This is a genomic window from Limibacillus halophilus (assembly GCF_014191775.1).
Lineage (GTDB): Bacteria > Pseudomonadota > Alphaproteobacteria > Kiloniellales > CECT-8803 > Limibacillus > Limibacillus halophilus.
The window spans coordinates 117,140-142,666 of record NZ_JACHXA010000002.1 but is presented as its reverse complement, the minus strand read 5'-3'; the positions used below and the strand labels follow the sequence as shown (position 1 = coordinate 142,666).

Annotated in this window: 22 protein-coding genes, 1 tRNA gene, 1 pseudogene and 1 riboswitch; of the genes and pseudogenes, 13 read left to right on the top strand and 11 right to left on the bottom strand. The window is 58.8% G+C overall.

The genetic code is table 11. The features are described 5' to 3' along the window. Positions 1-23: 23 nt before the first annotated feature. Positions 24-664: pseudogene (locus FHR98_RS03795) on the bottom strand (IS6 family transposase). Positions 665-1,637: 973 nt separating this feature from the next. Here FHR98_RS03795 and FHR98_RS03790 point away from each other — a divergent pair. The 3 genes from FHR98_RS03790 to FHR98_RS03780 are packed head-to-tail and all read left to right on the top strand — an operon-like array spanning position 1,638 to position 4,026. Beyond that, positions 1,638-1,946: a DUF3489 domain-containing protein gene (locus FHR98_RS03790; RefSeq protein ID WP_183415316.1), complete on the top strand. Its 309-nt coding sequence runs from the start codon at positions 1,638-1,640 to the stop codon at positions 1,944-1,946. Then, entirely contained in the window at positions 1,943-2,350 is a 408-nt protein-coding gene (locus FHR98_RS03785; RefSeq protein ID WP_183415315.1) for a DUF2924 domain-containing protein, read from the top strand. The genes FHR98_RS03790 and FHR98_RS03785 overlap by 4 nt, the downstream gene beginning before the upstream one ends. After that, positions 2,347-4,026: a recombinase family protein gene (locus tag FHR98_RS03780; RefSeq protein WP_183415314.1), complete on the top strand. Its 1,680-nt coding sequence runs from the start codon at positions 2,347-2,349 to the stop codon at positions 4,024-4,026. The genes FHR98_RS03785 and FHR98_RS03780 overlap by 4 nt, the downstream gene beginning before the upstream one ends. A gap of 570 nt (positions 4,027-4,596) precedes the next feature. Here the strand turns inward: FHR98_RS03780 and FHR98_RS03775 are convergent. Further along, positions 4,597-4,688: transfer RNA gene (locus FHR98_RS03775), tRNA-Ser, on the bottom strand. 85 nt (positions 4,689-4,773) lie between these two features. Then, the gene (locus FHR98_RS03770; RefSeq protein WP_183415313.1) at positions 4,774-5,478 is read right to left on the bottom strand and encodes a glutathione S-transferase family protein; all 705 of its coding nucleotides are present in this window, start codon (positions 5,476-5,478) and stop codon (positions 4,774-4,776) included. 98 nt (positions 5,479-5,576) lie between these two features. Here FHR98_RS03770 and FHR98_RS03765 point away from each other — a divergent pair, with 98 nt between their 5' ends. Then, a complete protein-coding gene (locus tag FHR98_RS03765) occupies positions 5,577-6,029 on the top strand; it encodes a MarR family winged helix-turn-helix transcriptional regulator (protein ID WP_183415312.1) in 453 nt (150 codons plus the stop codon). Between the two features lie 13 nt (positions 6,030-6,042). Here the strand turns inward: FHR98_RS03765 and FHR98_RS03760 are convergent, their stop codons facing one another. Next, on the bottom strand, positions 6,043-6,663 hold the full coding sequence (locus tag FHR98_RS03760) for a glutathione S-transferase N-terminal domain-containing protein (RefSeq protein WP_183415311.1): 621 nt from the start codon (positions 6,661-6,663) through the stop codon (positions 6,043-6,045). Positions 6,664-6,736: 73 nt separating this feature from the next. Beyond that, positions 6,737-7,207, bottom strand: coding sequence for a peptide-methionine (S)-S-oxide reductase MsrA (msrA, locus tag FHR98_RS03755; protein ID WP_183415310.1), 471 nt, complete (start codon positions 7,205-7,207; stop codon positions 6,737-6,739). 120 nt (positions 7,208-7,327) lie between these two features. Then, positions 7,328-7,442, top strand: a riboswitch (TPP riboswitch). Between msrA and thiO the strand changes: the two genes are divergently transcribed. The 4 genes from thiO to FHR98_RS03735 all read left to right on the top strand — a co-directional run bounded on the left by thiO (position 7,440) and on the right by FHR98_RS03735 (position 10,363). Then, positions 7,440-8,675, top strand: a complete 1,236-nt coding sequence (gene thiO, locus FHR98_RS03750) for a glycine oxidase ThiO (RefSeq protein ID WP_183415309.1) — start codon at positions 7,440-7,442, stop codon at positions 8,673-8,675. (Overlaps the previous riboswitch by 3 nt.) Next, entirely contained in the window at positions 8,672-8,881 is a 210-nt protein-coding gene (gene thiS / locus FHR98_RS03745; protein ID WP_183415308.1) for a sulfur carrier protein ThiS, read from the top strand. Before thiO ends, thiS begins: the two co-directional genes overlap by 4 nt. Before the next feature lie 14 nt (positions 8,882-8,895). Further along, positions 8,896-9,675, top strand: coding sequence for a thiazole synthase (locus tag FHR98_RS03740; protein WP_183415307.1), 780 nt, complete (start codon positions 8,896-8,898; stop codon positions 9,673-9,675). A 4-nt stretch (positions 9,676-9,679) separates the two neighbouring features. Further along, complete coding sequence (locus FHR98_RS03735; protein WP_183415306.1) at positions 9,680-10,363, top strand: thiamine phosphate synthase; 684 nt, start codon at positions 9,680-9,682, stop codon at positions 10,361-10,363. A gap of 50 nt (positions 10,364-10,413) precedes the next feature. Here the strand turns inward: FHR98_RS03735 and FHR98_RS03730 are convergent, their stop codons facing one another. After that, positions 10,414-13,134 (bottom strand): Rne/Rng family ribonuclease, encoded by a 2,721-nt coding sequence (locus tag FHR98_RS03730; RefSeq protein ID WP_183415305.1) that lies wholly within the window; start codon positions 13,132-13,134, stop codon positions 10,414-10,416. Between the two features lie 552 nt (positions 13,135-13,686). Between FHR98_RS03730 and FHR98_RS03725 the strand changes: the two genes are divergently transcribed. The 4 genes from FHR98_RS03725 to prfB all read left to right on the top strand — a co-directional run bounded on the left by FHR98_RS03725 (position 13,687) and on the right by prfB (position 19,129). Then, on the top strand, positions 13,687-14,868 hold the full coding sequence (locus FHR98_RS03725; RefSeq protein WP_221205714.1) for an N-acetylmuramoyl-L-alanine amidase: 1,182 nt from the start codon (positions 13,687-13,689) through the stop codon (positions 14,866-14,868). 142 nt (positions 14,869-15,010) lie between these two features. Continuing rightward, positions 15,011-17,500, top strand: coding sequence for a penicillin-binding protein 1A (locus tag FHR98_RS03720; RefSeq protein ID WP_183415304.1), 2,490 nt, complete (start codon positions 15,011-15,013; stop codon positions 17,498-17,500). A 95-nt stretch (positions 17,501-17,595) separates the two neighbouring features. After that, on the top strand, positions 17,596-17,925 hold the full coding sequence (gene hspQ, locus FHR98_RS03715; protein WP_183415303.1) for a heat shock protein HspQ: 330 nt from the start codon (positions 17,596-17,598) through the stop codon (positions 17,923-17,925). A gap of 72 nt (positions 17,926-17,997) precedes the next feature. Beyond that, a protein-coding gene (gene prfB / locus FHR98_RS03710) for a peptide chain release factor 2 (protein ID WP_183415302.1) occupies positions 17,998-19,129 on the top strand; the annotation gives its coding sequence in 2 pieces (ribosomal slippage) (positions 17,998-18,066 and positions 18,068-19,129; 1,131 coding nt in all). A 7-nt stretch (positions 19,130-19,136) separates the two neighbouring features. Here prfB and FHR98_RS03705 read toward each other — a convergent pair. Continuing rightward, positions 19,137-19,916, bottom strand: a complete 780-nt coding sequence (locus FHR98_RS03705) for a HalD/BesD family halogenase (protein WP_183415301.1) — start codon at positions 19,914-19,916, stop codon at positions 19,137-19,139. 133 nt (positions 19,917-20,049) lie between these two features. On the opposite strand from FHR98_RS03705, the gene FHR98_RS03700 reads away from it, so the two are divergent. After that, positions 20,050-20,976 (top strand): LysR family transcriptional regulator, encoded by a 927-nt coding sequence (locus FHR98_RS03700; protein ID WP_183415300.1) that lies wholly within the window; start codon positions 20,050-20,052, stop codon positions 20,974-20,976. Between the two features lie 36 nt (positions 20,977-21,012). Here FHR98_RS03700 and FHR98_RS03695 read toward each other — a convergent pair whose 3' ends face one another. Genes FHR98_RS03695 through FHR98_RS03680 form a run of 4 tightly spaced genes read right to left on the bottom strand, consistent with a single transcriptional unit; the run spans position 21,013 to position 25,521 of the window. Beyond that, on the bottom strand, positions 21,013-21,228 hold the full coding sequence (locus FHR98_RS03695) for a hypothetical protein (protein ID WP_183415299.1): 216 nt from the start codon (positions 21,226-21,228) through the stop codon (positions 21,013-21,015). Positions 21,229-21,247: 19 nt separating this feature from the next. After that, positions 21,248-22,063, bottom strand: coding sequence for a ferritin-like domain-containing protein (locus tag FHR98_RS03690; RefSeq protein ID WP_183415298.1), 816 nt, complete (start codon positions 22,061-22,063; stop codon positions 21,248-21,250). Positions 22,064-22,068: 5 nt separating this feature from the next. Continuing rightward, on the bottom strand, positions 22,069-22,533 hold the full coding sequence (bcp, locus tag FHR98_RS03685) for a thioredoxin-dependent thiol peroxidase (RefSeq protein ID WP_183415297.1): 465 nt from the start codon (positions 22,531-22,533) through the stop codon (positions 22,069-22,071). A gap of 24 nt (positions 22,534-22,557) precedes the next feature. Next, the gene (locus FHR98_RS03680; protein ID WP_183415296.1) at positions 22,558-25,521 is read right to left on the bottom strand and encodes a bifunctional [glutamine synthetase] adenylyltransferase/[glutamine synthetase]-adenylyl-L-tyrosine phosphorylase; all 2,964 of its coding nucleotides are present in this window, start codon (positions 25,519-25,521) and stop codon (positions 22,558-22,560) included. Between the last annotated feature and the right edge of the window lie 6 nt (positions 25,522-25,527).

Below are 25,527 nucleotides of genomic sequence, written 5' to 3'. Positions count from 1 at the left end.
GTAAGCCTTAGCAATGGCGAGCGTCAGACAGTGAGAAAGCCGCGCCATTCGGAGAGAGCGGCGGCGCGGTTCAGCTTGAAGATGGTTCGAGAGGAAAGGCTGCGTTCTGTATTGAAGAGGTTGTAGGCGGAGGCGTGGACGGCGGCGAATAGCTGCAAACTTCGCATTCGGCGGAACCTTAGCTTCGCTCGCTCCTGTCGCCGGAAGTGTAGATGTGAATTCTCAGCACGATTGTTAATCCAACGGCCACATTCTTGTCGAGCTGCGGTCCCAATGTCCCTGAGTGCAGCGCCGTACGAGCGCAGCCGATCGGTCACGATAACCTCGGGTCGCCCATGCTTATGCATTGCTTTCCTTAGGAATCTCAAAGCAGCCTTCTTACCGGTCTCTTCGTCACGAAGGATTCCAGGACCTCGCCCTCGCGATCGACGGCGCGCCACAGGTAGTGTGTCTCGCCGTTGATCTTCACGAAGACCTCGTCCAGGTGCCATCGCCAGGGGCCTGATCGCATGCATTGGATCCGTCGCTTGCGGATCTAGGCGGCGAACATTGGCCCGAAGCGCTGCCATCAAAAGCGCACCATTTCATGGCTGATATCGTTCCCGCGCTCGTGGAGCAAATCCTCCACGTTCCGCAGTGAGAGTGGGAAGCGAATGTACATCATGACCGCAAGGCGGATGATCTCGGGCGACGTCTTGAAATAACGAAAGGGGTGCGGTTGGTCATAGCCGGACGCTAGATGACCGCCTTACCTGCTTCAACACATTTTGCTCTGACAATGCCGGAAGGCGACCTAAATGTCCGAAGTGACGTCCAATAAGACAAGGTTTTCTGCCTCTGGCCCCTCTCCAATCTTGAGGTAGGGGGTTCTATCTTCCAAGCGAATGCGGCTCGCTTTTCTCGGGCTGACCGACGAGACCTCAAACACCACAAACTTCCGATCCTTTGCCAAAAATTTTCCATCCTCACAATAGCACAATACTTCCGAGTTAGGGTCGAGTGCCGCGAGGCATTCTTGAAGCTCTTTAACTTTCATTCTTTATCTCAATTATGATTTGCATCTTTGATGCGAGTTTCGAGTTCCCTCTAGATAGTTCCTCCCGGCTAAATAGAGAGTCCAGTAACAGAATTTGCCCTGTGTGGTTGAGTTGATCAAGCCGAATTGGGTACGTCAGACTAATGCAAAATAGGCACTAGATTGACAGTGACGCTACTCCGTTGTCTGCCCGATACGCCCTTTCCAAATCTCAGATTTAAACAGTAGCCCATAGCCATTCCACTAGAAACGGACGGTTTTGTTAGCGACTTCAGTGCCGCGCTCTTGAAGCAGATCCCAAAAGTTGCGTAGAGAAAACAGCAATGGGGCGGCAAGCGTCACTGCGAGGCGGTTGCGTTTGGACTAGTTCTTAAGCAGCAGAACGGATCTCGTTTTGTCATGCTGGAAGGGTAGGCTTATACAAAAGTCACCTCGACTCAAGCTCCTCTGATGGGTCCTTGCACAGCCCACCCGCACCCCCAATTCCGACTGGACTTCCGCAGCGAGGCGAGCGTTGCTGTGGTTAGGCCCGGCGGCTGCGCTGGGCTTCTCCCGGTAGCAGGGCCGGCATGGGGCCGGCCTCGTCACCCGGGAGACCGAGATGATCAAGGCTAAACCTAAATCCCCCGCAACCGCCACCGCGTCCAAGAGGCGCGACCAGGCAACCTCAAAGGCGAACCCCAAAGCACCGCGTCAGACCAAAACGGCGCTGCTGCTCGACATGCTAGGGCACCCTGAGGGAGCCAGTTTCGATGCTCTCCGCGAGGCTACTGACTGGCAGCGTCATACGCTGCGCGCGGCGCTCAGCCGCCTGCGCAAGGCGGGGCACGCCGTCGAGCACATTACGGAGGAGAGCGGCCCCTCGACCTATCGCATCGCGGGTGCGGGCGCTGGGGAGGGGGAGCAATGACCAGCGTTACCGAGATCGAGACAATGGAGCGGGCCGGGCTGCGGGCGCTCTGGCAGGAACTCTTCGGGGAGCCACCGCCCAAGAGCCTCAGCCGGGCGGGGCTGCAACGGGTGCTGGCTTTCGAGGTGCAGGTGCGCGCAGAGGGCGGCTTGCCCAAGGGCTTTACGGCCAAGCTCGAGCGGGCGGTGGCTGTCGATGCGCCGGCCCGCAGCCCGGCGCTGCAAGCGGGTGGGCGGCTGCTGCGTGAATGGAACGGGGTGACGCAGGTCGTCGAGGTGACCGCGCAGGGCTTTTCCTGGCGCGGCCGGAGCTGGCGCTCGCTTTCGGCCATCGCGCGCGAGATCACCGGCGCCCACTGGTCGGGCCCGCGCTTCTTTGGGCTAGGTGGGAGGGCAGGGGCATGAGCCGCAAGATCCGCTGCGCCATCTATACCCGCAAATCATCCGACGATGGGCTCGATCAGGAGTTCAACTCGCTCGACGCCCAGCATCAGGCCTGTGCGGCCTACATCGCCAGCCAGCGGGGCGAGGGCTGGCACTTGCTGCCCACGCGCTATGACGATGGCGGCCTGTCGGGCGGGACGCTGGAGCGCCCGGCGTTGCAGCGCCTGCTGGCGGAGGTGGAGGCCGGGCGGATCGACATGATCGTCGTCTACAAGATCGACCGGCTGACGCGCTCGCTGGCGGACTTCGCCAAGCTGGTGGAGCGCCTGGAGGCGGCGGGCTGCTCCTTTGTTTCGGTGACGCAGGCCTTCAACACCTCGAGCTCGATGGGACGTCTGACGCTTAATGTGTTGTTGAGCTTTGCCCAGTTCGAACGCGAGGTCACGGCCGAGCGCATCCGCGACAAGATCGCCGCCTCCAAGAAGCGCGGCCTCTGGATGGGCGGCCTGGCGCCGCTGGGCTATGACGCCCATCCCGATCCCAAGGTGCGCAGCCTGGTGATCAATGAGGGAGAGCGCCAAACGATCGAGACGCTCTTTACCCTCTATGCCGAGCTTGGCAGCCTGCGGGCGGTGGAGCAGGAGGCCGCCCGCCGGGGCCTGCGCTCCAAGCGGCATGTTTTCTCCACGGGGCGAGAGCAAGGCGGTGGACCGCTCTCGCGGGGGCAGATCCATCATATCCTGCGCAACCCGGTCTACCTTGGCCAGATCCGGCACAAGGGTGAGGTCTTTGACGGCCAGCATGCGGGCTTGATCGATGAAGGTCTCTGGGAGCGCGTGCAGGCCAGGCTGCAGGCGGCCAGCGTCCGGCCGCGATCGTGTGGGGGGAGAACTGAGGACAAGCCAGGCAGAGGCACCCTGGCGCCCCTCACCGGAAAGTTCCGTGATCCGACGGGTGACCGCCTGACGCCCTCGCATGCCAGGAAGAGCGCTCGCCGCTTTCGCTATTATGTCTCGAACCGCCTTCTCGCGGGCAGCGATCCCAGCGGCTGGCGCCTGCCGGCGGGGCGCTTTGAGGGTGCCGTGGCAGACGTTATCGCCGATCACCTCGAACAGGCGGCCGGGCGCCATGCGCTCTTGACGATACCGGATGCAGGCACTGGGGCAGAGCCCGGAGCACAGGCGAGGGCCTTAGCCACCCGCTTGCGCGCAGGGGAGGCAGAACTTCTGGCAGCCCTCGTGGCCGAGGGGCAACTGGGGACGGATTCGATCACGATCCGGCTCGAGGTTAAGTACCTGGCAGAGGCCCTGGGCCTGGAGGCCAGCCTGCTGGCGCCAGCGCTTTCTCAGGTCACGGCCACTTTCGAGAACCGGCGGCGCGGCGTGGAAGCCCGGATTGTGGCCGGTAAGATGCATCCGGCCGCGGACCCGGCCTTGCTGCGCGGCCTGGCAAAGGGACACAGATGGGCCGCGGCCCTTAAAGCTGGTGCATCCCTCTGCGAGATCGCCCGGCAGGAGCGTGTGACGGAAGCCTACATCAGGCCACGGATCAAGCTCGCCTTCCTGTCGCCCAGCATCCAGAGCGCCATTCTGGAAGGCCGCCAGCCGGTGGATCTGACACTGGAGCGTCTGGTGCGCCTGCGGCTCCCGCTGGCCTGGCCTGCGCAGGAGCGCCTGCTGGGCTTCGAGGTCCCTTGAGCAAAGCTATAGCAATGGGGGGTAAAAGATGTCGCAGGCGACAGCGGCCTATCGCATGCACCTCAATGGCAAGACTGGTACCACGGGCTGGTGTGAAACACCCTTGAGCGCTTTGATCAACGATTCGGATGAGGAAGATCCCCCAATCATCGCAAACGCGACCTGCCAGGATTTCGCTAGGGGCAGGCGCAAATCCCGTTCCCTGTTTTTCCTGAACGGTTTCCCTGTTCGTCAAAAACCTTTCCCTGTTCCCCTAATTTAAATTCCCTGTTCTGCCTGGAACAGGGAAATGCCCTATAACCCGCTGGAATCAGGTCCATATTCATGGCCAAAATTCGCAGAATCCGGCCAAAAGGCCCTCAAAAAACGAAAATTCCCTGTTAATTCCCTGTAAAGCAGGGAAGCTCCTGAAAACCGAACCGCCTCAAAGAGCCTACTGAGACTCGGGCTATATTTTCGGCTGATCTGGGGGCTGCGGTGCGTCTCTGATAGGCCAACCCCAAGGTAACCCGCGGAAAACACGCGGTAATTCAGAGCAATTCCGAAGCCTTCGAGAGAGACGGGGGTGAGTGGCGGAGGGGATGGGATTCGAACCCACGATACGAGTTTCCCCGTATAACGGTTTAGCAAACCGCCGCCTTCAGCCTCTCGGCCACCCCTCCGCAAAGCGAGGTGCATTCGACACGGCGTTTGCGGTTTGGGTTCTAGACACCGACCAGGGGCTTGTCAATTGCTCTCATGGGTGAACTAGGGGGCCAGAGCACCCTGTGAGTCCCTATTCTCCAAGAGCCTCGATAATTGGCTACCCCGACGGGCAATAAAGGCTTCCAGGCGCGCAGGGTAATCGGCAGTCACAGCACCCTTGATCGAAGGTCTTTCAGCCAAGGCCTGTCGATAGGCAATAACTTTTGGTAGCCCATCGAAAATGCCGAACTCAGCGATCTTATCGAAGCTGTCAAAATAACGGAAGATTGGCCCGAAAACCGCATCCACGAGGCTGAATTTCGCGCCGGCGAAGTAGGGGCCGTTGCCCAATTCCGCCTCCAGACGGGCGAACTTTTCGGCAAGCTTCTGCCGCATCTCCTTCAATCGCTCCGCATCGGCGGCATTATAGAATCCGCCGATGTCGTTGAGAATTGCCGATCCGTACTCGATAAAGCTGCGGGCCCTCGCTTTCTCCAGCGGGTCAACCGGATGCAGCGACCCCGCCGTTACCTCGTCCAGGTACTCGCAGATGACTGCTGATTCAAAGAGGACCGAGTCGCCGACGATAAGCAACGGCACGCGCCCCAACGGCGAAATCTTAGTGAACCAGTCCGGCTTGTTCGTCAGATCGATCTGGACGCGTTCATAGTCGACGTTCTTTTCGTCCAGCAGGATCGCCGCTCGCTGCACAAAAGGACAAAGATGGTGGCTGACCAGCGTAAGCCGGTCTGTCTTGAAAGGTTGCATGATTCACTCCGTCAATAAAGATGCAATTGCATATATATTGACGACGTGTTCTATTTTGTCAAGTTCCATGCGTTTGCATATTTTGCTAAGATACAAGGATGACCAAACTGCCGAACCAAGAAACCATAGACGCCTGGGCGTTGTTACTGCGCAGCCAGCAATCCGTCCTGGCCGCGGTAGAACATGACCTGAAGGCCGCCGGGTTTCCGCCGCTGTCGTGGTACGACATTCTGCTGGAGTTGAAGCGTGCCAGTCCCCGTTTGTTGACTGCGCGGGAGCTGGAGAAGGAGGTACTGCTGCCGCAGTACAACATCTCGCGGCTGCTTGATCGGCTGGAGAAGGCCGGTTACCTGCTGCGCGAAGCGTCGCCCGACGACGGTAGAGCGAACCTTTTGCGCATGACGGAAGACGGGCGGGCGTTACTCAAACGAATGTGGCCCGCTTATGGAGTGGCCATTCAACGACGTATGGGAGATCGGTTGAGTTCAACGGAAATCACCAGCCTCGCAGCGGTGCTACGAAGGCTGGTGGATCGCAAGGCGGGCACTTGAAGCGGGTACTCGGTCAGGCGGGAACCGCCATGCCTCGTTGCACTGCCGGGCGGCTGCCGATGGCATTGTACCAGCGCAAGACGTTCGGAAAATCGCTTAAGTCGATCCCTTGCCACTCATGACGCGCCGCCCAGGGATAGGTCGCGATATCGGCGATGGAGTAGGCTCCCGCCAAATACTCTGCCTCACCGAGGCGTTTATCCAAAACGCCATAAAGCCGCCGGGACTCGTTGGTATAGCGATCAATGGCGTAGGGAATTTTCTCCTTGGCGAAGCGCCGGAAATGGTGCGCCTGCCCAAGCATCGGGCCGAAACCGCCCATCTGCCACATCAACCACTGCAGGCATAGGCTGCGTCCTGCGGGGTCCGTTGGCATCAGCTGCCCGTGCTTTTCAGCCAGATAAATCAGGATGGCGCCGGTCTCGAAAACAGAAATCGGTTTGGCGTCGGGGCCATCGCTGTCGACGAGCGCCGGAATCTTGTTGTTCGGGCTGATCTTCAGAAAATCAGGTGCGAACTGTTCGTCTTTGGCGATGTTGATGGGCACCGTGTCATAGGAGAGGCCGAGCTCTTCAAGCATGATCGAGGCCTTACGGCCATTGGGCGTGCCCCAGGTGTATAGTGTAATGGACATGAGCTCCTTTCAGGCCGCCGAATCTGTGCGGCTAATGCGTGGAATTTTCATCAATCGATAGGGGGGCTGACTGTCAGATATGGCAGCCCGCTAAGCCACGTTTTGCCAGGTACTGCTGATGATACTCCTCGGCTGCGTAGAATGTGGCCGCGGGAACGATCTGAGTGGCAATGGGTCTACGGAAAACTTTGTCGTTCTCAAGCTTTTGCTTGAAGGCCCGTGCCGCAGCTTCCTGTTCCGGCGAATGATAGAAGATCGCGGAACGATACTGCGTACCCACGTCGGGGCCTTGACGATCGACCTGTGTCGGGTCGTGTAGGGCAAAAAAATCGTGCAGCAGATCCTCGTAGCTGACCAAGGCTGCGTCGAAGGTGATTTCTATCGCCTCGGCGTGGCCCGTCCGGCCGCTGCACACTAGCTTGTAGTCAGGGTTTTCGGTTTGTCCACCAGTGTAGCCGACGCGCGTCGACTTCACGCCCTTGACGGCCCGGAAGAACTCCTCCACGCCCCAAAAACAGCCAGCCGCAAAGGTTGCCTTTTCCATATTGTAATCCTCCAACTGAGATTATGCCTGTCAATGTAGGTGTGCATAGGCAGTTGGTCCAGAAGCTGCACGAAAATGTGCTTTACCCTTGCTTTGGCCTCGGAAAAGCATCACATCTGGGGGATAAGGCTGGGGTGCCGACGGATCGGCCCATGTTGAGATCCGAGCGGCTGAGATCAAACCCACCGAACCTGCTCTGGGTCATGCCAGCGAAGGGAGCCATCTGCCGTCGATGTCTACAAATGAAAAATCTTCGAATATCGCGCAACGCGCTCCGCTTTCGGTTGGGGTCGTCGGTGCGGGCGTGAGCGGCCTTTCGCTGGCCTGGGGACTGGCGAACAAGGGCTGCAAGGTCACGGTGTTCGATAGCGGAGAAGCAGGTCGAGGCGCCACCTGGGCGGCGGCCGGAATGTTGGCTGCCGGCGTTGAGGTAGAGCCAGGTGAGGAATCGCTATGGGCCCTCAATCGTCGTGCCCAGGAGCTATGGCCTGCGTTCCGTAGAGAGCTCGAACAAGCCAGCGGCCATGATATCGGCTACCGGGATCAGGGCACGCTGGTGGTGGCGACCAACCGCGACGATCTTGAGCAGCTCCGCTTTTCCTACGAGTTTCAACGGCGCTTGGGTGTGCAGGTGACCTGGTTGAATGGTCTGGATGCGCGGCGGATGGAGCCCTATCTGCGTCCGGGAATCGCAGGTGCGGTCTTCAGCCCGAACGATCATCAGGTGGATAACAGGAAACTTGCGGCAGCCTTGAAGCAGGCGGCGTTGAAGGCGGGCGTGCGATTGCACGAGAACTGTCGGGTGGAGCGCTTGGTGATCGAAGCGGGCAAGGCTTGCGGCCTGATGGTGGACAGTACGGTGCAGAGCTTTGACCGGATCGTCATTGCGACCGGCGCTTGGGTGCGTGACCTGCCGGGCTTGCCGGAGACCGCCCGCCCACCGGTGCGGCCGGTAAAGGGGCAGATGTTGGCGCTGCAAATGGATCCTGAACAGCCGCTCCTTCGTCATGTGGTCTGGGCACCCAAGTTGTACCTGGTGCCACGCGACGACGGACGGCTGATTATTGGCGCCACGGTGGAGGAGAAGGGTTTTGATGACACCCTGACGGCAGGTGGAATGTTGGCTCTGCTGGAGGGGGCTTGGCGCGCGGTTCCGGGTATCGAGGAGCTACCGATAGCGGAAACCTGGGTAGGGCATCGTCCGACCAGTAGAGACGATGCGCCAATCTTTGGGCCGGTCCGGGAAGTTGCCGGGTTGCACATGGCGACCGGGCACCACAGGAACGGCATACTGCTAACACCTGTCACGGCAGAGGCAATGACACACAGCGTAATAGAAGGAAGCCTACCTGACTGGGCTGCCGAATTCAGCCTTGATAGATTCGCTAAATCACCACACGAGCGAGACAAGACTACAGGGTCGATACAGGGCACGCTGGCGCCGATCGGATCGAGGAGTGGGATATGAACTGTAGCCTGACCATAAACGGTGAAACGCGCTCAGTGGATGCCGACAGTGTTTGGAAACTGCTACAGGGTGAGGGGCTAAATCCCGAAGCTCGCGGTCTAGCGGTTGCGCTCAACGGTGCGGTATTGCCGCGTGGGCGTTGGCAGGAAACCAAACCCACCGCGGGCGACGCCATCGAGATAGTCAAACCCGCCGCCGGCGGCTAAGGACCAGGAGACCAATGACGCAATCGACGAAGCCTTTGATCATTGCCGGAGAAACCCTGGAATCACGCCTGTTTGTAGGTACCGCGGGCTATCCGAATCAGGACATACTGCTGCGTTCGCTGGAGGCCAGCGCTTGCGAGATGGTCACCTTGTCGATCCGCCGCGTGAGCCTTGAGGGCTATGCGGAGAGCCTCGTTGATCTGCTTGGCGGCCGCTATCGTTTGTTGCCCAATACGGCAGGCTGCACCACGGTCAAGGACGCGGTCTTGACGGCTGAACTTGCGCGCGAAGCGTTGGAGACAAACTGGGTCAAGCTTGAACTTATCGGCGACCGTGAAACCTTGTACCCGGACGTTGATCAACTCGTCGTTGCTGCGGCTGAGTTGGTGGAGAAGGGATTTGTGGTGCTACCCTATTGCAACGATGATCCCGTGATATGCCAGAAGCTCGCGGACGTCGGCTGCGCCGCTGTAATGCCATTGGGCTCCCTTATTGGTTCCGGGCAGGGCATTGCCAATCCCGGCATGATCGAGATGATTTGCAAACGCAGCAGTGTTCCGGTGGTGCTGGACGCAGGTCTGGGGACGGCATCCGAAGCGGCGTTGGCGATGGAACTGGGATGCGATGCAGTCCTTGTCAATTCCGCCATAGCCAAATCGCAAAATCCGCTGGCCATGGCACAGGCTTTCAGGTTTGGCGTGGAGGCAGGGTTCCAAGCCAGGGAAGCCGGGCGGATTCCCAAGCGCCGCTTTGCCGAGGCTTCGAGCCCGCAACTGGGCCTGATCGGCGGATAAGCGCATGCCAGGCGAGGCTTTCGGTCCAACTGAAACCGGCACGGTTGCCGGCGTGCGCCGCAATTTGCCTTTGCCGCCTATTCTTGTGATCAGCGACCGGAAACAGGCGGCAGTATCACTGGCTGAAGTTGCTTCCGCCCTTTTTTCCGCCGGTTGTCGCTGGTTCTCGATCAGAGAAAAGGATTTGCCGACAGAGACGCTGGAACGTGAGGTTCAGGCGTTGAAGCCGATGGCTGTCGCGGCGCGCGCGCGACTGTCCCTTCATGGCTCGGCGCAGCTTGCGCGATCGTTGGAAATGGATGCGCTGCATTTGCCGAGTGGTTCTGATGTCTTGGAAGCGCGAAGGTTGATGGGGCAGGGTGCACTGATTGGCTTATCTCTTCATATCGGAGACCGCCTTCTACCTGCGCAGCAGGCAGCTCTTGATTATGCCACGCTTAGCCCGATTTTCCCGAGCGCCAGTAAGCCCGGTTACGGTCTGGAAGCAAGGCTTTCGGAATTCCAGGATGTGGCGGAGCACATGGACCTGCCCTTGTTGGCGCTTGGGGGTGTTGAAACGGCGGCCAGGGCCGCGCAATGCCGAGACTATGGCGCAAGCGGGATTGCCGTGATGGGGGCGATCATGCGCAGTCCCGACCCAGACCTGGTTTTCCGGGAGTTTCTGGAAGCTTGGGAGGCGCAGCGCTAGCACTGCGCCTCCGACTAGAAAGTTCCGCTGTCGTAAAACAGCACGGTCGCTTAGATTCCGACCTTGCTCCACCACCCCTTTTTACGGGGTTTGTCTTCAACCTTATCGACGTCGATGACGACACCGGGGAAAGCAGGCTCATCAGGTGCCGCTTTCGGTTCCGGAGCCGGCGTAGGGGCTGGTTCCGGAGTAGGTTGGGGCTCGGCGGCCACAGGCTTGCTCGTTTCAGCCGGTGCCTCTCCATTGGTTACCGGCTCAGCTGCCGTTTGGGGCTTCTTGCGGGCACGGCTTCGGCGTTTCGGCTTCTCGGTCGGCGCTTTCTCCGACTCAGCGGCAGGTTCGGCTTCCACGACGTTCGTTTCGTCGGACGCTGCGGTCTCTACTTCCTGCTGTCCGCTCTCGGCTTCAGCGACCGGTGTCTCAGCAGCATCCGTAGGTTGCGCCTTTCGGCGGCTACGGCTGCGGCGGGGGCGCTTTGGCTTGGTCGTTTCTTTTCCGTCCTCCGACTGGGCTTCTGCTTCCGAAGGTTCAGAAGCCGTGACAGTCTCCGAGGCCACCTGTTCGATCACTGCAGCGCGATCATCCGTCTCGCCGGCGTCGGGAGCACGCTCCACTGGCTGCGCGTCGGCGGACTCCATCTGGATGTCCTGATCGTCCTGACGCTTGTTGCGGCGCCGACCACCACGCTTGCCGCGACGACGCTTCTTCCGGGTGCGCTCCCTATCTTCCGACTCCTCGTCGTGCGCCGGGCCATCCCGATGGGCTTCCTGGCCGGCGTTATCGGACTCGCTGATGTCGTCGGGGGCCGGTGCGGCGATGGTCTCCGTCTCGCGCTCCTCCGAACGACCACGGCCGCCGCGACGACCGCGCCGGCGGCGGCCTTGGCGCTCACCGTCCGAATCGTCTCGACGGGCGTCCCGGGCTCCGTCTCTGGGCGTATCGGCGCTTGAAGTCCCTTGAGTGTCAGGCCCGGCGTCACGCTCAGCTTCAGAAGTGGCGTCCTGGGTTGAACGACCGCGACGGCTCTGGCCGCTTTCCTGGGCTTCCTGTGTGCCGTCGCGACGCAAGCGGTAATCGGGCGCGGTAAGGCGATCGTCCGCCTCGATAATGGCGCGAAACTGATAGCGGCTTTCGATCATGCCGAGATGGTCGCGCTTTTGATTTAGAATAAAGAGGGCGACAGCGGTCGGTACGGCCAAACTTATTTCACCTTGCCCGCGTTTGATGCCTTCTTCCTCAAGCATACGGAGCATCATCAGCGCTGTTGATTCGACCGAGCGTAGACGCCCGGTTCCACCGCAATGTGAGCAAGCCTCCGTCGAGGTTTCCACCAGGGACGGTCGTAACCGCTGCCGGGAAAGCTCTAACAGTCCGAATGGTGAGATGCGACCGAGCTGGATACGAGCCCTATCGGACTTCATTGCCTCCTTCAGACGGCGCTCGACTTCCCGGTTGTGCCGTGACTCGTCCATATCGATGTAATCGACAACGACCAGTCCTGCGAGGTCGCGCAGGCGCAACTGGCGCGCAACCTCGTCGGAAGCCTCCAGATTGGTTTTGAGGGCAGTTTCCTCGATATGCCGTTCCTTGGTTGAGCGACCGGAGTTCACATCGATGGCCACCAGCGCCTCTGTCTGGTTGATCACCAGATAGCCGCCGGATTTCAACTGCACCACCGGCGTGTGAATCGCGTCGAGTTGGTATTCCACCTGAAAGCGGTGCAGCAGCGGAATCCGCTCGTCCTTGTACTGCTTGATCTTGCGAGCATGGCTCGGTGCAAGCTGCTTCATGAAATTCTTGGCCGCTTTGTAGGCATCATCGCCCTCGACCAAGATCTCTTCAGTATCGCGGCTATAGAGATCACGCAGCGAGCGCTTGATGAGATCGCCTTCTTCATGGATCAGTGCCGGTGCATTCGACTGGAGCGTTTGCTCGCGAATTTCGCTCCACAAGCGAATCAGGTACTCGTAGTCGCGCCGGATTTCTGCCTTGGTGCGTTCGCTACCGGCGGTGCGGACGATGACCGCCATGCCCTCAGGTATCTCAAGCTCGTTGACAACCGTCTTTAGACGCTTTCTGTCAGGAGCGTTTGAAATCTTGCGGCTGATGCCGCCGCCGCGGGGCGTATTCGGCATCAAGACGCAGTAGCGTCCCGCCAGCGAAAGGTAGGTCGTCAATGCCGCGCCCTTGTTGCCGCGCTCTTCCTTGGTTACCTGGATGAGCAGCACCTGACCGCGCTTGATGACTTCCTGAATTTTATACTTGCGCAGGAAATGGGCGCGACGGCGCGCGGCGTCATCGGCTTCGTCGCCTTCCAGCGTATCGACGCTTGATTCCGTTTCAACTTCTTCGACCCGGCCTGAATTGCCGTTTTCATCGCTGTCGGCTTTGCTGCGCCGACGGCCTGATTTGGGCTTTTCAGTTTTTGTCGGTTGCTCTGCTGCGGCTTCCGCAATTTCGCTGTCGCCATTGCCGGAGTTGCGTGTTCTGGCTTCTTCGGCGATCAGCGCTTCGCGATCAGCAACAGGAATCCGGTAGTAGTCAGGGTGTATCTCGCTAAAGGGAAGGAAACCGTGGCGGTTTCCGCCGTAATCTACAAATGCCGCTTGTAGCGAGGGTTCGACCCGCGTCACCTTGGCCAGGTAAATATTTCCTTTTAGCGGCTTCTTACCTGCCGCTTCGACATCAAACTCGTCTAGACGATTTCCGTCCAGCACCACCACCCGTGTTTCCTCCGGGTGGGTGGCATCGATCAACATACGCTTGACCATTAAAATGCATCTCCTCAACGCGCCGAGCGTCGACCCCTCGCGAGAGGGGACGCGGCGCGCGCCATTCCATAAGGGAAAGGACTGAGGCGCGCGACCACTGTGCCTGGAAGAAATGAGCCATCTTTTCCGCTCCTCGCGCTCTACCTCGGTCCAACATGACCGACCTGGCAATATGCCACAATCGTCCTTCGTTCCGCGACGCCTGCGCTGCCGCAGAACGTCAAACCCGCTTGTTGGCTTACCGAACCCAGAGGGCGTTCTTGCATTGCAGCAATAGCACTGCAGACTGCCGCACCTGGAACTGTGACGGTCTCTAGCGCGCCGCCCGTGACCTTTTCGCTTTTCGGCTGAAAGTCCGGCGGCGGTCCTGACGACACACTTCGGAAGACGGGCGTACCTTACGCTGATACGGGGTTCAGGCTCAATGGAAAAACGTGCGCGCCCCTTTCCAAGCATTTTCAAGCTTTGTGTTGTCGAATCATGATGATACGCGGTATAGTTCGCCGAAACATGTAAGAACGGCTTCTATGCGCGGGGAAAAAAGTGGGCGCCGTGGTTCGAATTCTACTGCTTCTTTTGGTCTTTTTGTTCGCCATACCGCTGGCGAATGCGAAGCCGTCGGTAAGCGACATTCGAATCGGCGTCCATCCTGACAAGACCCGTTTTGTCCTGGAACTGAGCGAAGAACCGGCCTACCGGGTGTTCACACTGCCCAGACCTTACCGGGTTGTCGTGGATTTGCCTGAGCTTGAATGGAACCTGCCTCAGGAGATGGCGCAACAGCAGGGGGGCCTGATAAAGACCCTGCGTTATGGCTTGTTCGCACCTGGAACATCACGTGTGGTTCTGGACTCACAGGGGCCGCTTGAAATCATCAGCGTGTTCTTGTTACCGCCAAACGAAACCAGCAAACACCGGTTGGTAATCGATATGAAGCCCGTTGCGGCGAATGCGTTTGCCGCCACGCAACAGCCTTACACCTCAAGCAAACCGCTGCCAAAACCCAAAGCCGTGGTCGTGCGTTCCAACGATGGCGTCAAGGACAGTCGTGTCACGATCGTCCTCGATCCGGGCCATGGCGGCGTTGATCCTGGAACGATAGGTGTCTCTGGCATTTACGAGAAGGAAGTGGTCCTGACCTTTACCAGGGACTTAAAGGAAGCATTGGATGCGACGGGCCGCTACAATGTCTTGCTGACGCGCGACCGGGACATTTTTGTCAAACTAGCCGACCGTCGAGAAACCGCGCGCCAGGCGGGTGCCGATCTCTTTATATCCATCCATGCGGACGCTCACAGTGACCGCAGTCTTCGGGGAAGCTCGGTTTATACCCTATCAGAGACTTCTTCTGACGAGGTGGCCGCTCAATTGGCAGCGACGGAAAACAAAGCCGATTTGATCGCAGGCGTCGAACTGGAGGGGCAACCCGACGAGGTATCGAGCATCCTGTTGGACCTGACGCAGCGGGAAACCATGAACCTCTCCGCCCAGTTTGCGACCATGCTGGTGGAGGAGCTGAAAGGTAAGACCCGTTTGCTGGGTAATACACACCGTTTCGCCGGATTTGTCGTCCTTAAGGCACACGATGTGCCGTCACTCCTTATTGAGCTTGGTTTCCTGTCGAATAGCGATGATGAGCAACGACTGCGTTCCCAGGCCGAGCGCAAGAAGCTGGTTACCAGTATTGCAAGTGCCGTGGACCGGTACTTTTTCTGGCAGCAATCCATGCGCTGAGGCGCCTGGTTTTCTTCAGGCTTTGCCTCTCTGCCCCATTCCTGTCATCTTGCCGCGCCAAAATGCATGAGAGACAATCTTTTTGCCGTTTCCTCCGGACCATCTGGCGGGGGTTGCGAGCGAGCAAAGACGTGGCTTTGGAATGATTAGAAAATTCTTTCTTTGGTTGGTTGGTCTGGGATTCACCGGTTTAGTGCTGGCCGTGGCCGCGGTGCTGGGGGCTTTCTGGTATTTCGGCCAAAGCGTTCCCGACCATAGCCAGCTTGCCGGATATCAGCCGGCCACGGTGACGCGCGTTCATGCCGGCGACGGACGCCTGCTGGCGCAGTTTGCCGTGGAGGAACGCTTCGCCGTCCCTATTTCAGCAATTCCCAAGCGCGTTGTGGCCGCATTCCTGTCGGCCGAAGATAAGTCGTTCTACCAGCATCCAGGAATCGATCTTCCCTCGATCGGTGCTGCCGTTATCAAGAATGTTCTTCTGGTCGTTCAAGGCCGTAGACCGGTCGGTGCTTCGACCATCACACAACAGGTAGCGAAAAACTTCCTGCTCACCAACGAGGTGTCCATCGAGCGGAAAATCAAGGAAGCGATCATCGCGCTCCGCCTGGAGCAGGCCTACAGCAAGGACCGAATTCTCGAACTTTATCTGAATGAAATCTACCTTGGGCGCAGCGCGTACGGCGTGGCGGTCGCAGCGCTCAATTATTTCGATAAGTCGCTTGATGAGTTAACGGTTGCCGAGGCGGCCTATCTGGCGGCCCTTCCCAAGGCCCCAAACAACTACAATCCAATTACCAAAAAGCCCGCGGCGTTGGCGCGTCGGAATTGGGTTCTCGATCAAATGCGGGATAATGGCTACATCGACGCAGAGCAGGCAGCGGCGGCCAAGGCCGAGGATCTTGTCGTGCGTGAGCGCGGCGGCGCGGCCCGTGCACAAGCCGATTACTTTGTAGAAGAAGTTCGGCGCGAGTTAGCGGGTCTTTACGGCGACGATGTCCTCTATAAGGGTGGGTTATCGGTGCGCACCACCCTCGACCCGCAGCTTCAGGGTTTTGCGGACAAGGCATTGCAGGATGGCTTGATAGACTATGACCGGCGGCATGGCTGGCGCGGCCCACTTGCCCAGTTGGACTCCGTGCCTGAGGCGTGGCATGCAGCCGTGGAGGCCTTTGAGCGACCGGCTGCGGCCCTGCCCGAATGGGAAACCGCACTCGTGCTCGCGGTGCAGGATACAGGTGCGGTTCTGGGTTTCGCGGATGGCCGTCAGGGGCATTTGCCGTTTTCGGAATTAACCTGGGCGCGGCCGTGGCTAGAGGAACAGAAAGTGGGTGCGCGGCCGAAACGCACTGCAGATGTTTTGACTGCGGGCGATTTTATCTTAGTCGAGGCAGTTGTCGAGGATGCCGAGGGAAAGGCCTATCCGGAAAACAGCTATGGGCTACGCCAAATTCCTGCGGTCAATGGCGGTATTGTCGCAATGGATCCGCACACCGGCCGCGTGCTGGCTATGTCAGGCGGTTTTTCCTTTGGGGCCAGCGAGTTTAATCGCGCGACGCAGGCGACCCGGCAACCCGGATCGGCCTTCAAGCCTTTCGTCTATCTGGGAGCTTTTGAGGAAGGCTTCACGCCCGCGACCATCGTTTTGGACGCTCCCATCACGATTGATCAGGGTGAGGAGCTGGGGAAATGGAAACCGGCGAACTACAGCGAGGAATTCTACGGGCCGTCACCATTGCGCCTCGGGGTCGAGAAATCGCGTAACCTCATGACCGTGCGGTTGGCTCAACAGGTAGGGATGCGCAAGGTCAAAGAGGTCGCCGAACGCTTCGGCATTGTGGACAATCTGGAACCGGTTCTGGCTATGGCGCTAGGATCCGGAGAAACCACTGTCCTGCGTTTAACGAGAGCCTATTCCGAATTGGTGAATGGCGGTAAGGCGATTGAGCCGACTTTCATTGATCGTGTGCAGAATCGTCAGGGGCAGACGATATTCCGACATGACCAGAGGCGTTGTGAAGGCTGTTTGGCGGATGTGTGGCAAGGTCAGGACGTGCCGGTGCCGCCGGATACACGCGCACAGCTTGCCGATCCCGCCGTCGTCTATCAGATCGTCTCTCTGCTAGAAGGGGCGGTGCAGCGCGGCACGGGTGTTCGTCTTCGGGAGTTGGGTATTCCGCTCGCGGGCAAGACCGGCACCACTAATGACAGCCGCGACACCTGGTTTATGGGATTGACTCCCGATCTGGCCGTCGGTGTTTTCGTCGGCTTCGACACCCCCGTTCCGATGGGGGCGAAAGAGACCGGTTCCAGTGTTGCCCTTCCTGTCTTCAAGGGTTTCATGGCGCAAGCGATGCAACAACGACCGGCTGTCCCTTTCCGTATTCCGCCGGGTATACGTTTGGTGTGGGTCGATCGCTTCACGGGTGAGCGCAGCAACCCAGGTGCCGAGGACGCAATTTTGGAAGCCTTCCAGCCAGGCACTGAACCGGCCTTCGGGGAGGCGCCGCGGGTCTTGCCAGACGTTGGATCGGCGGTTGCCCCAAGCGCCGCGGGAACGGCGCCCGCTGCCGGCGACAAGCCGTTGCCGCCAAGTCCCAGCACTACCGGTACCATTGGCAGCGGTATCTATTGAGATGATGACATTTTATGCAAGGCCGAGGGGTTGCACCTCTTGCCCAATGCAATGCCTGCACCTAGATTGTCGGCATTAAAAAGGAGCGTTTACGCATGACGGTCAAAACGGCCAAATTCATGATCGGCGACGTGGTGCGGCATCGCCACTACGATTTTCGCGGCGTGATTTTCGACGTTGATGCCATCTTCTCGAACACCGATGAGTGGTGGGATGCCATTCCCGAAGAAGTGAGGCCCAGCAAGGATCAGCCGTTCTATCATCTCCTCGCGGAAAACGAGGAGACGACTTATATAGCCTATGTTTCGGAGCAGAATCTGCTTCCGGACGATAGCGGCTTGCCGGTGTCGCATCCGGATGTCGGCGATTTCTTTGAAGATCTGGAAAACGGGCGCTACGTGCCCAGAGTTCAGCAGGTCAACTAACGGTTTGAATCGTATTGTGCCCGGCGCTGTTGCGACTTGCGGAAGCCGACGCCGAAGAAGAGGGATTTATCCATGCGCGCAGAAACCCAAGCGGTGGTCGACGAGCTTAAGCAGTCGTTGGCTCTGCTGAGGAGGCATCTTTGACTGGGATGTCTCGCTGGCCAGGCTTGATGAACTAAACGCTGCCGCTGAGGATCCCAGCCTTTGGAACGACGCTGCCCGCGCTCAAGCAATGATGCGCGAACGCACCCGTTTGGAACAGTCCATTGGCGGATACCGCGAACTCGAGCAGGGCTTGGAGGACTCGGTCACGCTGATTGAGCTAGGCGAGCTGGAAGAAGACAAGGGCGTCATAGAAGAGGCGGAAAAGGAACTTTCGCGCCTTCTGTCGGTGGCTCAGAAGCGCCAACTTGAAAGCCTGTTATCGGGCGAAGCGGACGCCAATGATTGCTATTTGGAAGTCCATGCAGGCGCAGGAGGAACCGAAGCTCAGGATTGGGCGGAAATCCTGGTGCGCATGTACAGCCGTTGGGCCGACGCGCATGGCTACAAAAGCGAATGGCTTGAGGAAAGCCCCGGTGAAGAGGCGGGGCTGAAATCGGCAACGCTGTTAATCAAGGGACACAATGCCTACGGATGGCTGAAAACCGAAACCGGGGTGCATCGGCTGGTTCGCATCTCACCGTTTGATTCGCAGGCCCGCCGGCACACCTCATTTGCCAGTGTATGGGTCTATCCGGTCGTCGACGACAATATCGAGGTCGAGATAAACGACAAGGACGTCCGCGTTGATACCTATCGGGCTTCAGGAGCTGGCGGTCAGCACGTGAACAAGACGGATAGTGCGGTTCGCATGACCCATATGCCCACCGGCATCGTCGTGCAGTGCCAGAACGACCGGTCGCAGCACAAGAACCGGGCACAGGCTCTGGCGATGCTCAAGGCGCGTCTCTATGAGCATGAACTGCAGAAGCGAGAGGAAGTTGCCAACGCCGAAGCAGAACAGAAGACCGACATTGGCTGGGGCCACCAGATTCGGTCGTACGTTCTGCAGCCGTATCAGATGGTCAAGGATCTGCGGACCGGCGTGGAGAAAGGCAACGCCCAAGGCGTTCTGGATGGCGACATTGACGACTATCTGGAAGCAGCCCTTGCCCAACGGCTTGACCGGGGGGCCTCGCGCACGGACAAGGAACAGGCGTGATCTAGCGTCAGTGAGTACGTCCGTAGAATGTCAGTCTGGCGGCCTCCGACAAAGCGACGCCCGGCTTTGAGTTGTAAGCAAGAACCACGAGGATTCGCGTGCGCTCGCCTTCGTTCGGCGTCACTCTGTGGATTGCGTTTCTCCCACGAAAGAGAACCAGCGCACCAGGCTCCATGGCCAGGCGTTTGGCGGCAACCCTGCCGTCCAGAACCGCTTCCACGCCCCTGAAGTTCATATCACCGGCGTCCGCGTTGCGAACGGCACCGATGTATTCGAACTGGCCACCGCGTTCGGCCGGTTGGATCATCAGGGTGATGGCGAAGGACGAGTTGTCGAAGTGCCACCCCAGTTCCTGACCGGTCTTGGCGTAGTGTATGTTAATCGACGAAAGCGGGTCGGCGTAGGGGTATAGGCCCACTTCGCCAAGGACTGCGCAGAGAAAATCCTGAAATTCTGCACTATCATAAAGAGTCCGCAGGACGGAACCCTGAGGAATCTGATCGTCGGTGATGCAGCCTTTCGAGGACTTGATGGGCCGGTTGCGAGGATGATCCGCCGGAAGGTCAGGGTCCGGTGGGCTGAGATAAGCCGTATGAGTTTGTTGACAAAAATAGGCTTGATGCAGCCCCGTATCACTCTCTCGCTTTACAGATTTGATGGCTTCTTGCGTCAGAAAACCCGGCATGACGAGGACGCCGTTGCTGTTCAGATCACTGCGGCAAGTGATTCTGAAATCTCGGTCCAGAATTGGAAATTTCTCGAGATCAACGATCCGCCGAAGGTCCATGATCGTCTCCTAAGCCGCTATCAATGATTAACTGGACCCAAGGGTAATATAGCCGCATGGATTGCAAAAACGGTTTTTAACGCTGTATAAGAAAAGAAAAAATGACCTTATGCTTTGAATGGGAAACGTCGAAATGCAAAGGTTCACTATCAAACAATGCGCCTATTTCTGCGCTGTCGCCGAACAAGGTGGTATCGCGGCGGCGGCCCGCGTCCTCGGTGTTTCGCAGCCAGCCGTCGCCCAGGGCATCGACAAATTGGAGGAAATGGCCGGCTTGGTCCTTTTCCATCGGTTCCATGCGCGGGGTATGGCGCTGACCCGACAGGGTGCGGAGTTTCACAGCTACGCCACGGATATTCTTGCCTCTGCGCGGAAAATGGAAAACGCAGCCGCCGAAATTGCCCAGAATCGGCGGGGGAGCATTCGGCTCGGGTGCTTCCAATCAATCGCACCCTTCTGCGTGGCCCGCATCGTTCGCGAGTACCGTACACTGGCACCCAAGGTCACGCTCGACATCACGGAAAAGCTGCAGGGTGAGCTAAACGATGCAATTTTGACGGACGATCTGGATCTAGCGATTATGTACGACCTCGGTTTGAACCCGAGCCTGTTATCCTGGCAAACTCTTTCGCTCTCGCCTCTTTATCTAATCGTGCCTGCGGGGCATCGACTTGCTGGTTCAAGACCCGTCTCCATTCGGGAGGTCGCCAACGAGGACTATATTCTGTTCGATGCGCCAGGGAGTCGTGATTACTTCTTCTCGATCTTTGCGCGTTATGGAATCGGACCACGGATTGCCTTTCGCTCAACGTCGATTGAATCCGTTCGGACCGCCGTCGGAAACGGCCTTGGGGTTTCCATCCTTTCAATGCGTCCAGTGCCGAATGTAACCTACGATGGTGGCCGGGTAGTGCCGGTAGACCTTGAAGAAACTCTGCCGCCGATACCCATCGTCATTGCACAGCGTGCCGATAGGACCGTCAATCCATTGGAGGCAACCTTCATGGATCATTGCAGGCAGGTATTTAGCGGGATACAGCCCGGATCATTGGTTCGGTAAGGTTTCTCTAAAGCTTCGATTTCCGATGTCTTGACCTCAAAACCCTTGGCGCCCAGTGAAGGGTTTGCCGGTTAAAAGCGTGACAAGGTGTCCCAGCATCAAAATGAAGCCAAGCAGTCCGATGAACTGTAATCCGGTGTAGGGAATCAGGCGCGGCTGGCCGGGCGGCGTCTCGCGGCGGGACATGAGGTTGCAGAACACCATAAAAACGCCAAATGCTGCCAGTGCCACAACGGTTGCGGTCAAACCCATTACAGGCCTTTCTCCTCTATCAGCCGTTGAGGCATCGCTCACTCAAGGGCTCGTAGTAATCGGGTGGTAATCCGGCCTCGGTGCGCGCAGATTCATTAAACGGCGGCTTCACCAGGCCGCGGAAATGAAGGCGTACAAGGCTTTGCCATGCGGCCTTCGGATCGGCCACGCCGCGCGTTTCACAAAGCCAGAGGAACCATCGTTTGCCAATCGCTACATGCCCGATTTCCTCATGGGCGATGATTTCCAGTACAGCGGCGCTGTCGTGGTCGCCTGCGTTGGTGAGCTTGGTGATCATGGCAGGCGTTACATCCAATCCACGCGCTTCCAGAACCATCGGCACGATGGCAAGGCGTGCGAGCAGGTCGTGGGCGGTTTCCTCGGCGGCTTGCCATAGCCCGTCGTGGGCCGCGAGGTCGCCATAGCCGCCCCCCAGATCGCCTAAGCGGCTTTGGAGCATTTGGAAGTGCTTGGCCTCGTCATTTGCCACGGCGACCCAATCGTCAAAGAAAGCGCGCGGCAGAGTTGTTGCCTCGGCAAAACGGGCAACCATGTCCCAGGCAAGATCGATTGCGTTCAACTCGATATGGGCGAGGGCATGCAAAAGCGCGAAGCGACCGACGGGCGCGGCAGTGATTTTTCGTCTGGGCACCTCGCGCGGCGGGCGCAGCGCGGGTGTGACCGGACGCGCAGGGCGGTCGGGTGCCCCCGCGGCGCCGACTTCGCCGATACTACCGGCACGCCACGCGGTCGCTAGGTCGCGGCTCGCCGCAGCCTTTGCGTCGGCATCTGCGGTGCGTAACACCGCACGAGCGCCCTCGGTTAACTGTTGCAAGCCCTTCAAACCTCTCGGGCGGCGGCCAGAACTTCCTCGACGTGCCCCGGCACCTTTACCTTACGCCAGATTGAGGCGATCTTGCCCTCGGCATCGATCAGGAAGGTGGCGCGGTCAATACCCATGTACTTTCGGCCGTACATGGATTTCTCGACCCAAGTGCCGTAAGCCTCGCATACGGAGCCGTCCTCGTCGCTTACCAGTGGAAAAGGCAGTTCGTACTTGGCCTTGAATTTATCGTGCTTGGCGACGGAATCCTTGGAGACACCGATCACCACCGCATCGATCCCAGTGAAGTCGGGCAGGCTGTCGCGAAACCCGCAGGCTTCTTTCGTGCAGCCCGGCGTATCGTCTTTAGGATAAAAATAGAGGACAACCGTCTTGCCCTTAAGTCCGGATAAACTGATGCTGCCGCCGCCATCGCTTGGCAAGGTGAAATCCGGTGCCTTATCTCCAACATTCAAGGACATTCGCTGACTTTCCTTCTTCCGTTTTCAGGTTTGAGTTTCCGGCACCAAAGCCTTTGCTGGGTCGCCGATGAATGACATGTAACTGGAAAGAACGAGATCGTTTGCTGCTTTCAACTTGTCTCTCAGGGCGTCAAAATCAAGCGCTCCGCCAGCCCGGGCAAGCACATCTTTCAGTCCCTGCGGTGCGGTCTCTTCGTCCAATTCCCCCTTCAAGGTCAGGCGCAGCAAGCTTTGAAGGGTTAATAGCAGGCCCCCGGCTTCACAAAGGTTTTCGGCGTCGGTCGGATCGAGAAAGCCAGCCTCCGCCAGTTTTCTCAAAGCCTCGGGGGTGTTGCCGGTCAGGATATCGGGCCGCTCGGCACAGTGGCGCAGCAGCAGGTACTGGGTGAGAAACTCCAAGTCAACGATCCCGCCGCGCCAATGTTTGATGCTCCAGGGAGTCTTGGCGGTATGTTCCTTGGCCATGCGCTCGCGCATCGAAGCGACGTCCGCCAGCAACCTGTCGTTGTCACGGGGAGCGGTCAATATTTCCCGGATCGTCTGAGATATGCGCTCGCCAAGTTCGGCATCTGCCGAAACCACGCGGGCACGGGTCAGGGCCATATGCTCCCATGTCCAGGCTTCGCTGGTCTGATAGCGCCGGAAGCCGTCAAGTGTTAGAGCCAGCGGTCCTTTGTTGCCCGATGGCCGCAAGCGCATATCGATCTCGTAGAGACGACCCTCGCCGGTCATGGCGGACACGGCGGTAATCAGGCGTTGGCCAAGACGCGCATAGTACTGGCTGGCTGCCAGCGGTTTTGCGCCGTCGGAGGGATGGTTGCTGTCAGCGTCGTAAAGGAAAACCAGGTCGAGGTCAGAGGTGGGTGTCATCTCTCTCGCGCCCAGTTTGCCCAGTGCTACAACGGCCATACCCGCCTGACTGGCGGTGCCGTGTTGTGTGGAAATCTGCCGGGCGACGGCATGGTGCAGGGCACCAATCGTTACCTCAGCGATGTCGCTCAGCGCTCGGGCCGCCTCTTCGTTGCCGCAGGCTTGTCGCAACAGTTGGACGCCCACCTGGAACTTGCGGTCATTTGCCCATTGCCGTGAAAGCTCCAGCACGTCTTCAAAATCTCGCGCCTGTTCCAAATGGCCGGAAAGTTCCGTTCTTAAGGCTTCCGTATCGGGCACGGCATCAAAGAAATCTCCCGATAGAACGGCGTCGAGCAATCCTGGCCGCCGACTGAGGTGCTCGGCTAGCAGGGGGGCGCTGCCCATAACCTCCGCCAGCAAATCAAGGAGCGAGGGATTGGCGTGGATCATTGAGAACAGCTGTACGCCTGCGGGCAAGCCCTGCATGAAGGCGTCAAATCGCAGTATCGATTCATCCGGGTCAGGGGTGTCCGCAAGCTCTTGTAGCAGTGTCGGCATGATTTCGGTGAGAATCTGCCGGGCGCGGGTCGCGCGCAGTGCCCGGTAGCGGCCATGGTGCCAACCTTTTACCAAATTGTAGACGCGCTCGCCGTCGGAAAAGCCCATGTCGGTCAAGGTCGTCATGGTGTCGGGGTCCGGCTCGCCGCCGGTAAAGACCAGATTCCCACGCTCCGCCAAATCGGCTGATTCTTCAAACAGCGCCGCGTAGTAGCGCTCAACGGTTTCCAAGATGGCAATCAAATGCCGACGAAATGCGGCGACTTCGTCAAAACCCAAGAAGGCCGCCACCTCCGCGAGTGCCTCTGGTTGAGTCGGAATGCTGTGAGTCTGCTGGTCCTCAATCATCTGAAGGCGATGCTCGATGCGTCTTAGCTCTCTGTACGCCTGGGTCATATCTTCAGCGGTCTTGGGTTCTATGCGCCGGTTTGCTGCCAGCAATTGCAGCCCCTCAAGCGTTTGCGATGTGCGTAACGTTGGATCGCGACCGCCGTAGATTAGCTGCTGGGTCTGGACGAAAAATTCGATCTCGCGTATCCCGCCGCGACCGAGCTTGATGTTGTGGCCCTCGACCGCGATTTCCTTGCCGCCCTTGGCCGCATGTATCTGGCGTTTGATCGAATGAATGTCCTGGATGGCCCAAAAGTCCAAGTTTCGACGCCAGACGAAGGGCCGAAGCGAACGCAGAAACTCGGCTCCCAGCTTGCGGTCGCCGGCGACGGTGCGCGCCTTGATCATGGCTGCCCGCTCCCAGTTCTGACCCAAGCTCTCATAGTAGGTTTCAGCAGCTAAGTAGGTCAGGGCAAGCGGCATGGCCGCCGGGTCGGGGCGCAGGCGAAAGTCGGTTCGGAAGACATACCCATCCGCCGTTCGCTCATCCATTATGCGTGCCACATCCCGCGTCAGCCGAACGAACAGATCCTGATGGTCGCGCTTTCCGGTCAGCGGCGCCTTTTGGGGGTCATAGATGGCAATCAAGTCTATATCGGAGGAATAGTTGAGCTCTTTCGCGCCTAACTTGCCCATTCCCAGGAGAAAGTAGCCGACGCTGGACAGAGGGTCTTCGCCTTCTTGAAACTCCAGTTCTCCACGCTGCGCAGCCTGACGCAGCAAGAAGGCGAGGGCGATATCCAGGGCCAGTTCAGCAAAATCGGACAGGGCTGCGGTTATGAGTTCCAACGGTTGCGCCGCCGTGATGTCAATCACCCCCACGGCCAGTGCCATCCGCCGCTTGGCCTGCCGAAGCGCACGCATCACGGCAACTTGATTTTCTGCCTGTCCCACCTCGTCAACCAGACGCGCATTCGACGCATCGAGCGCGGGCGGCCCCTTTTCGAAGAGCATCGCGGTGAAACCCGGGTCCGCGAGCGCGCAAGCGGAAAGATGCGGAGAATTGCCGAAAATCACCTCCAACAACAACCGGCTATCGGCTGACTCTACCAGGGTTTGCGCGGCGGCATGCCAGGGCTCGCCCTCGCTCCGTTGCAGGTTGTCCAGCCACTGTTCCAGGCAACGCTCCGCACGAGGACGGTTGCCCACAAGTAATTTGGTATTATCCTGCAAAAAAGCGCTGTGCATTGCGGC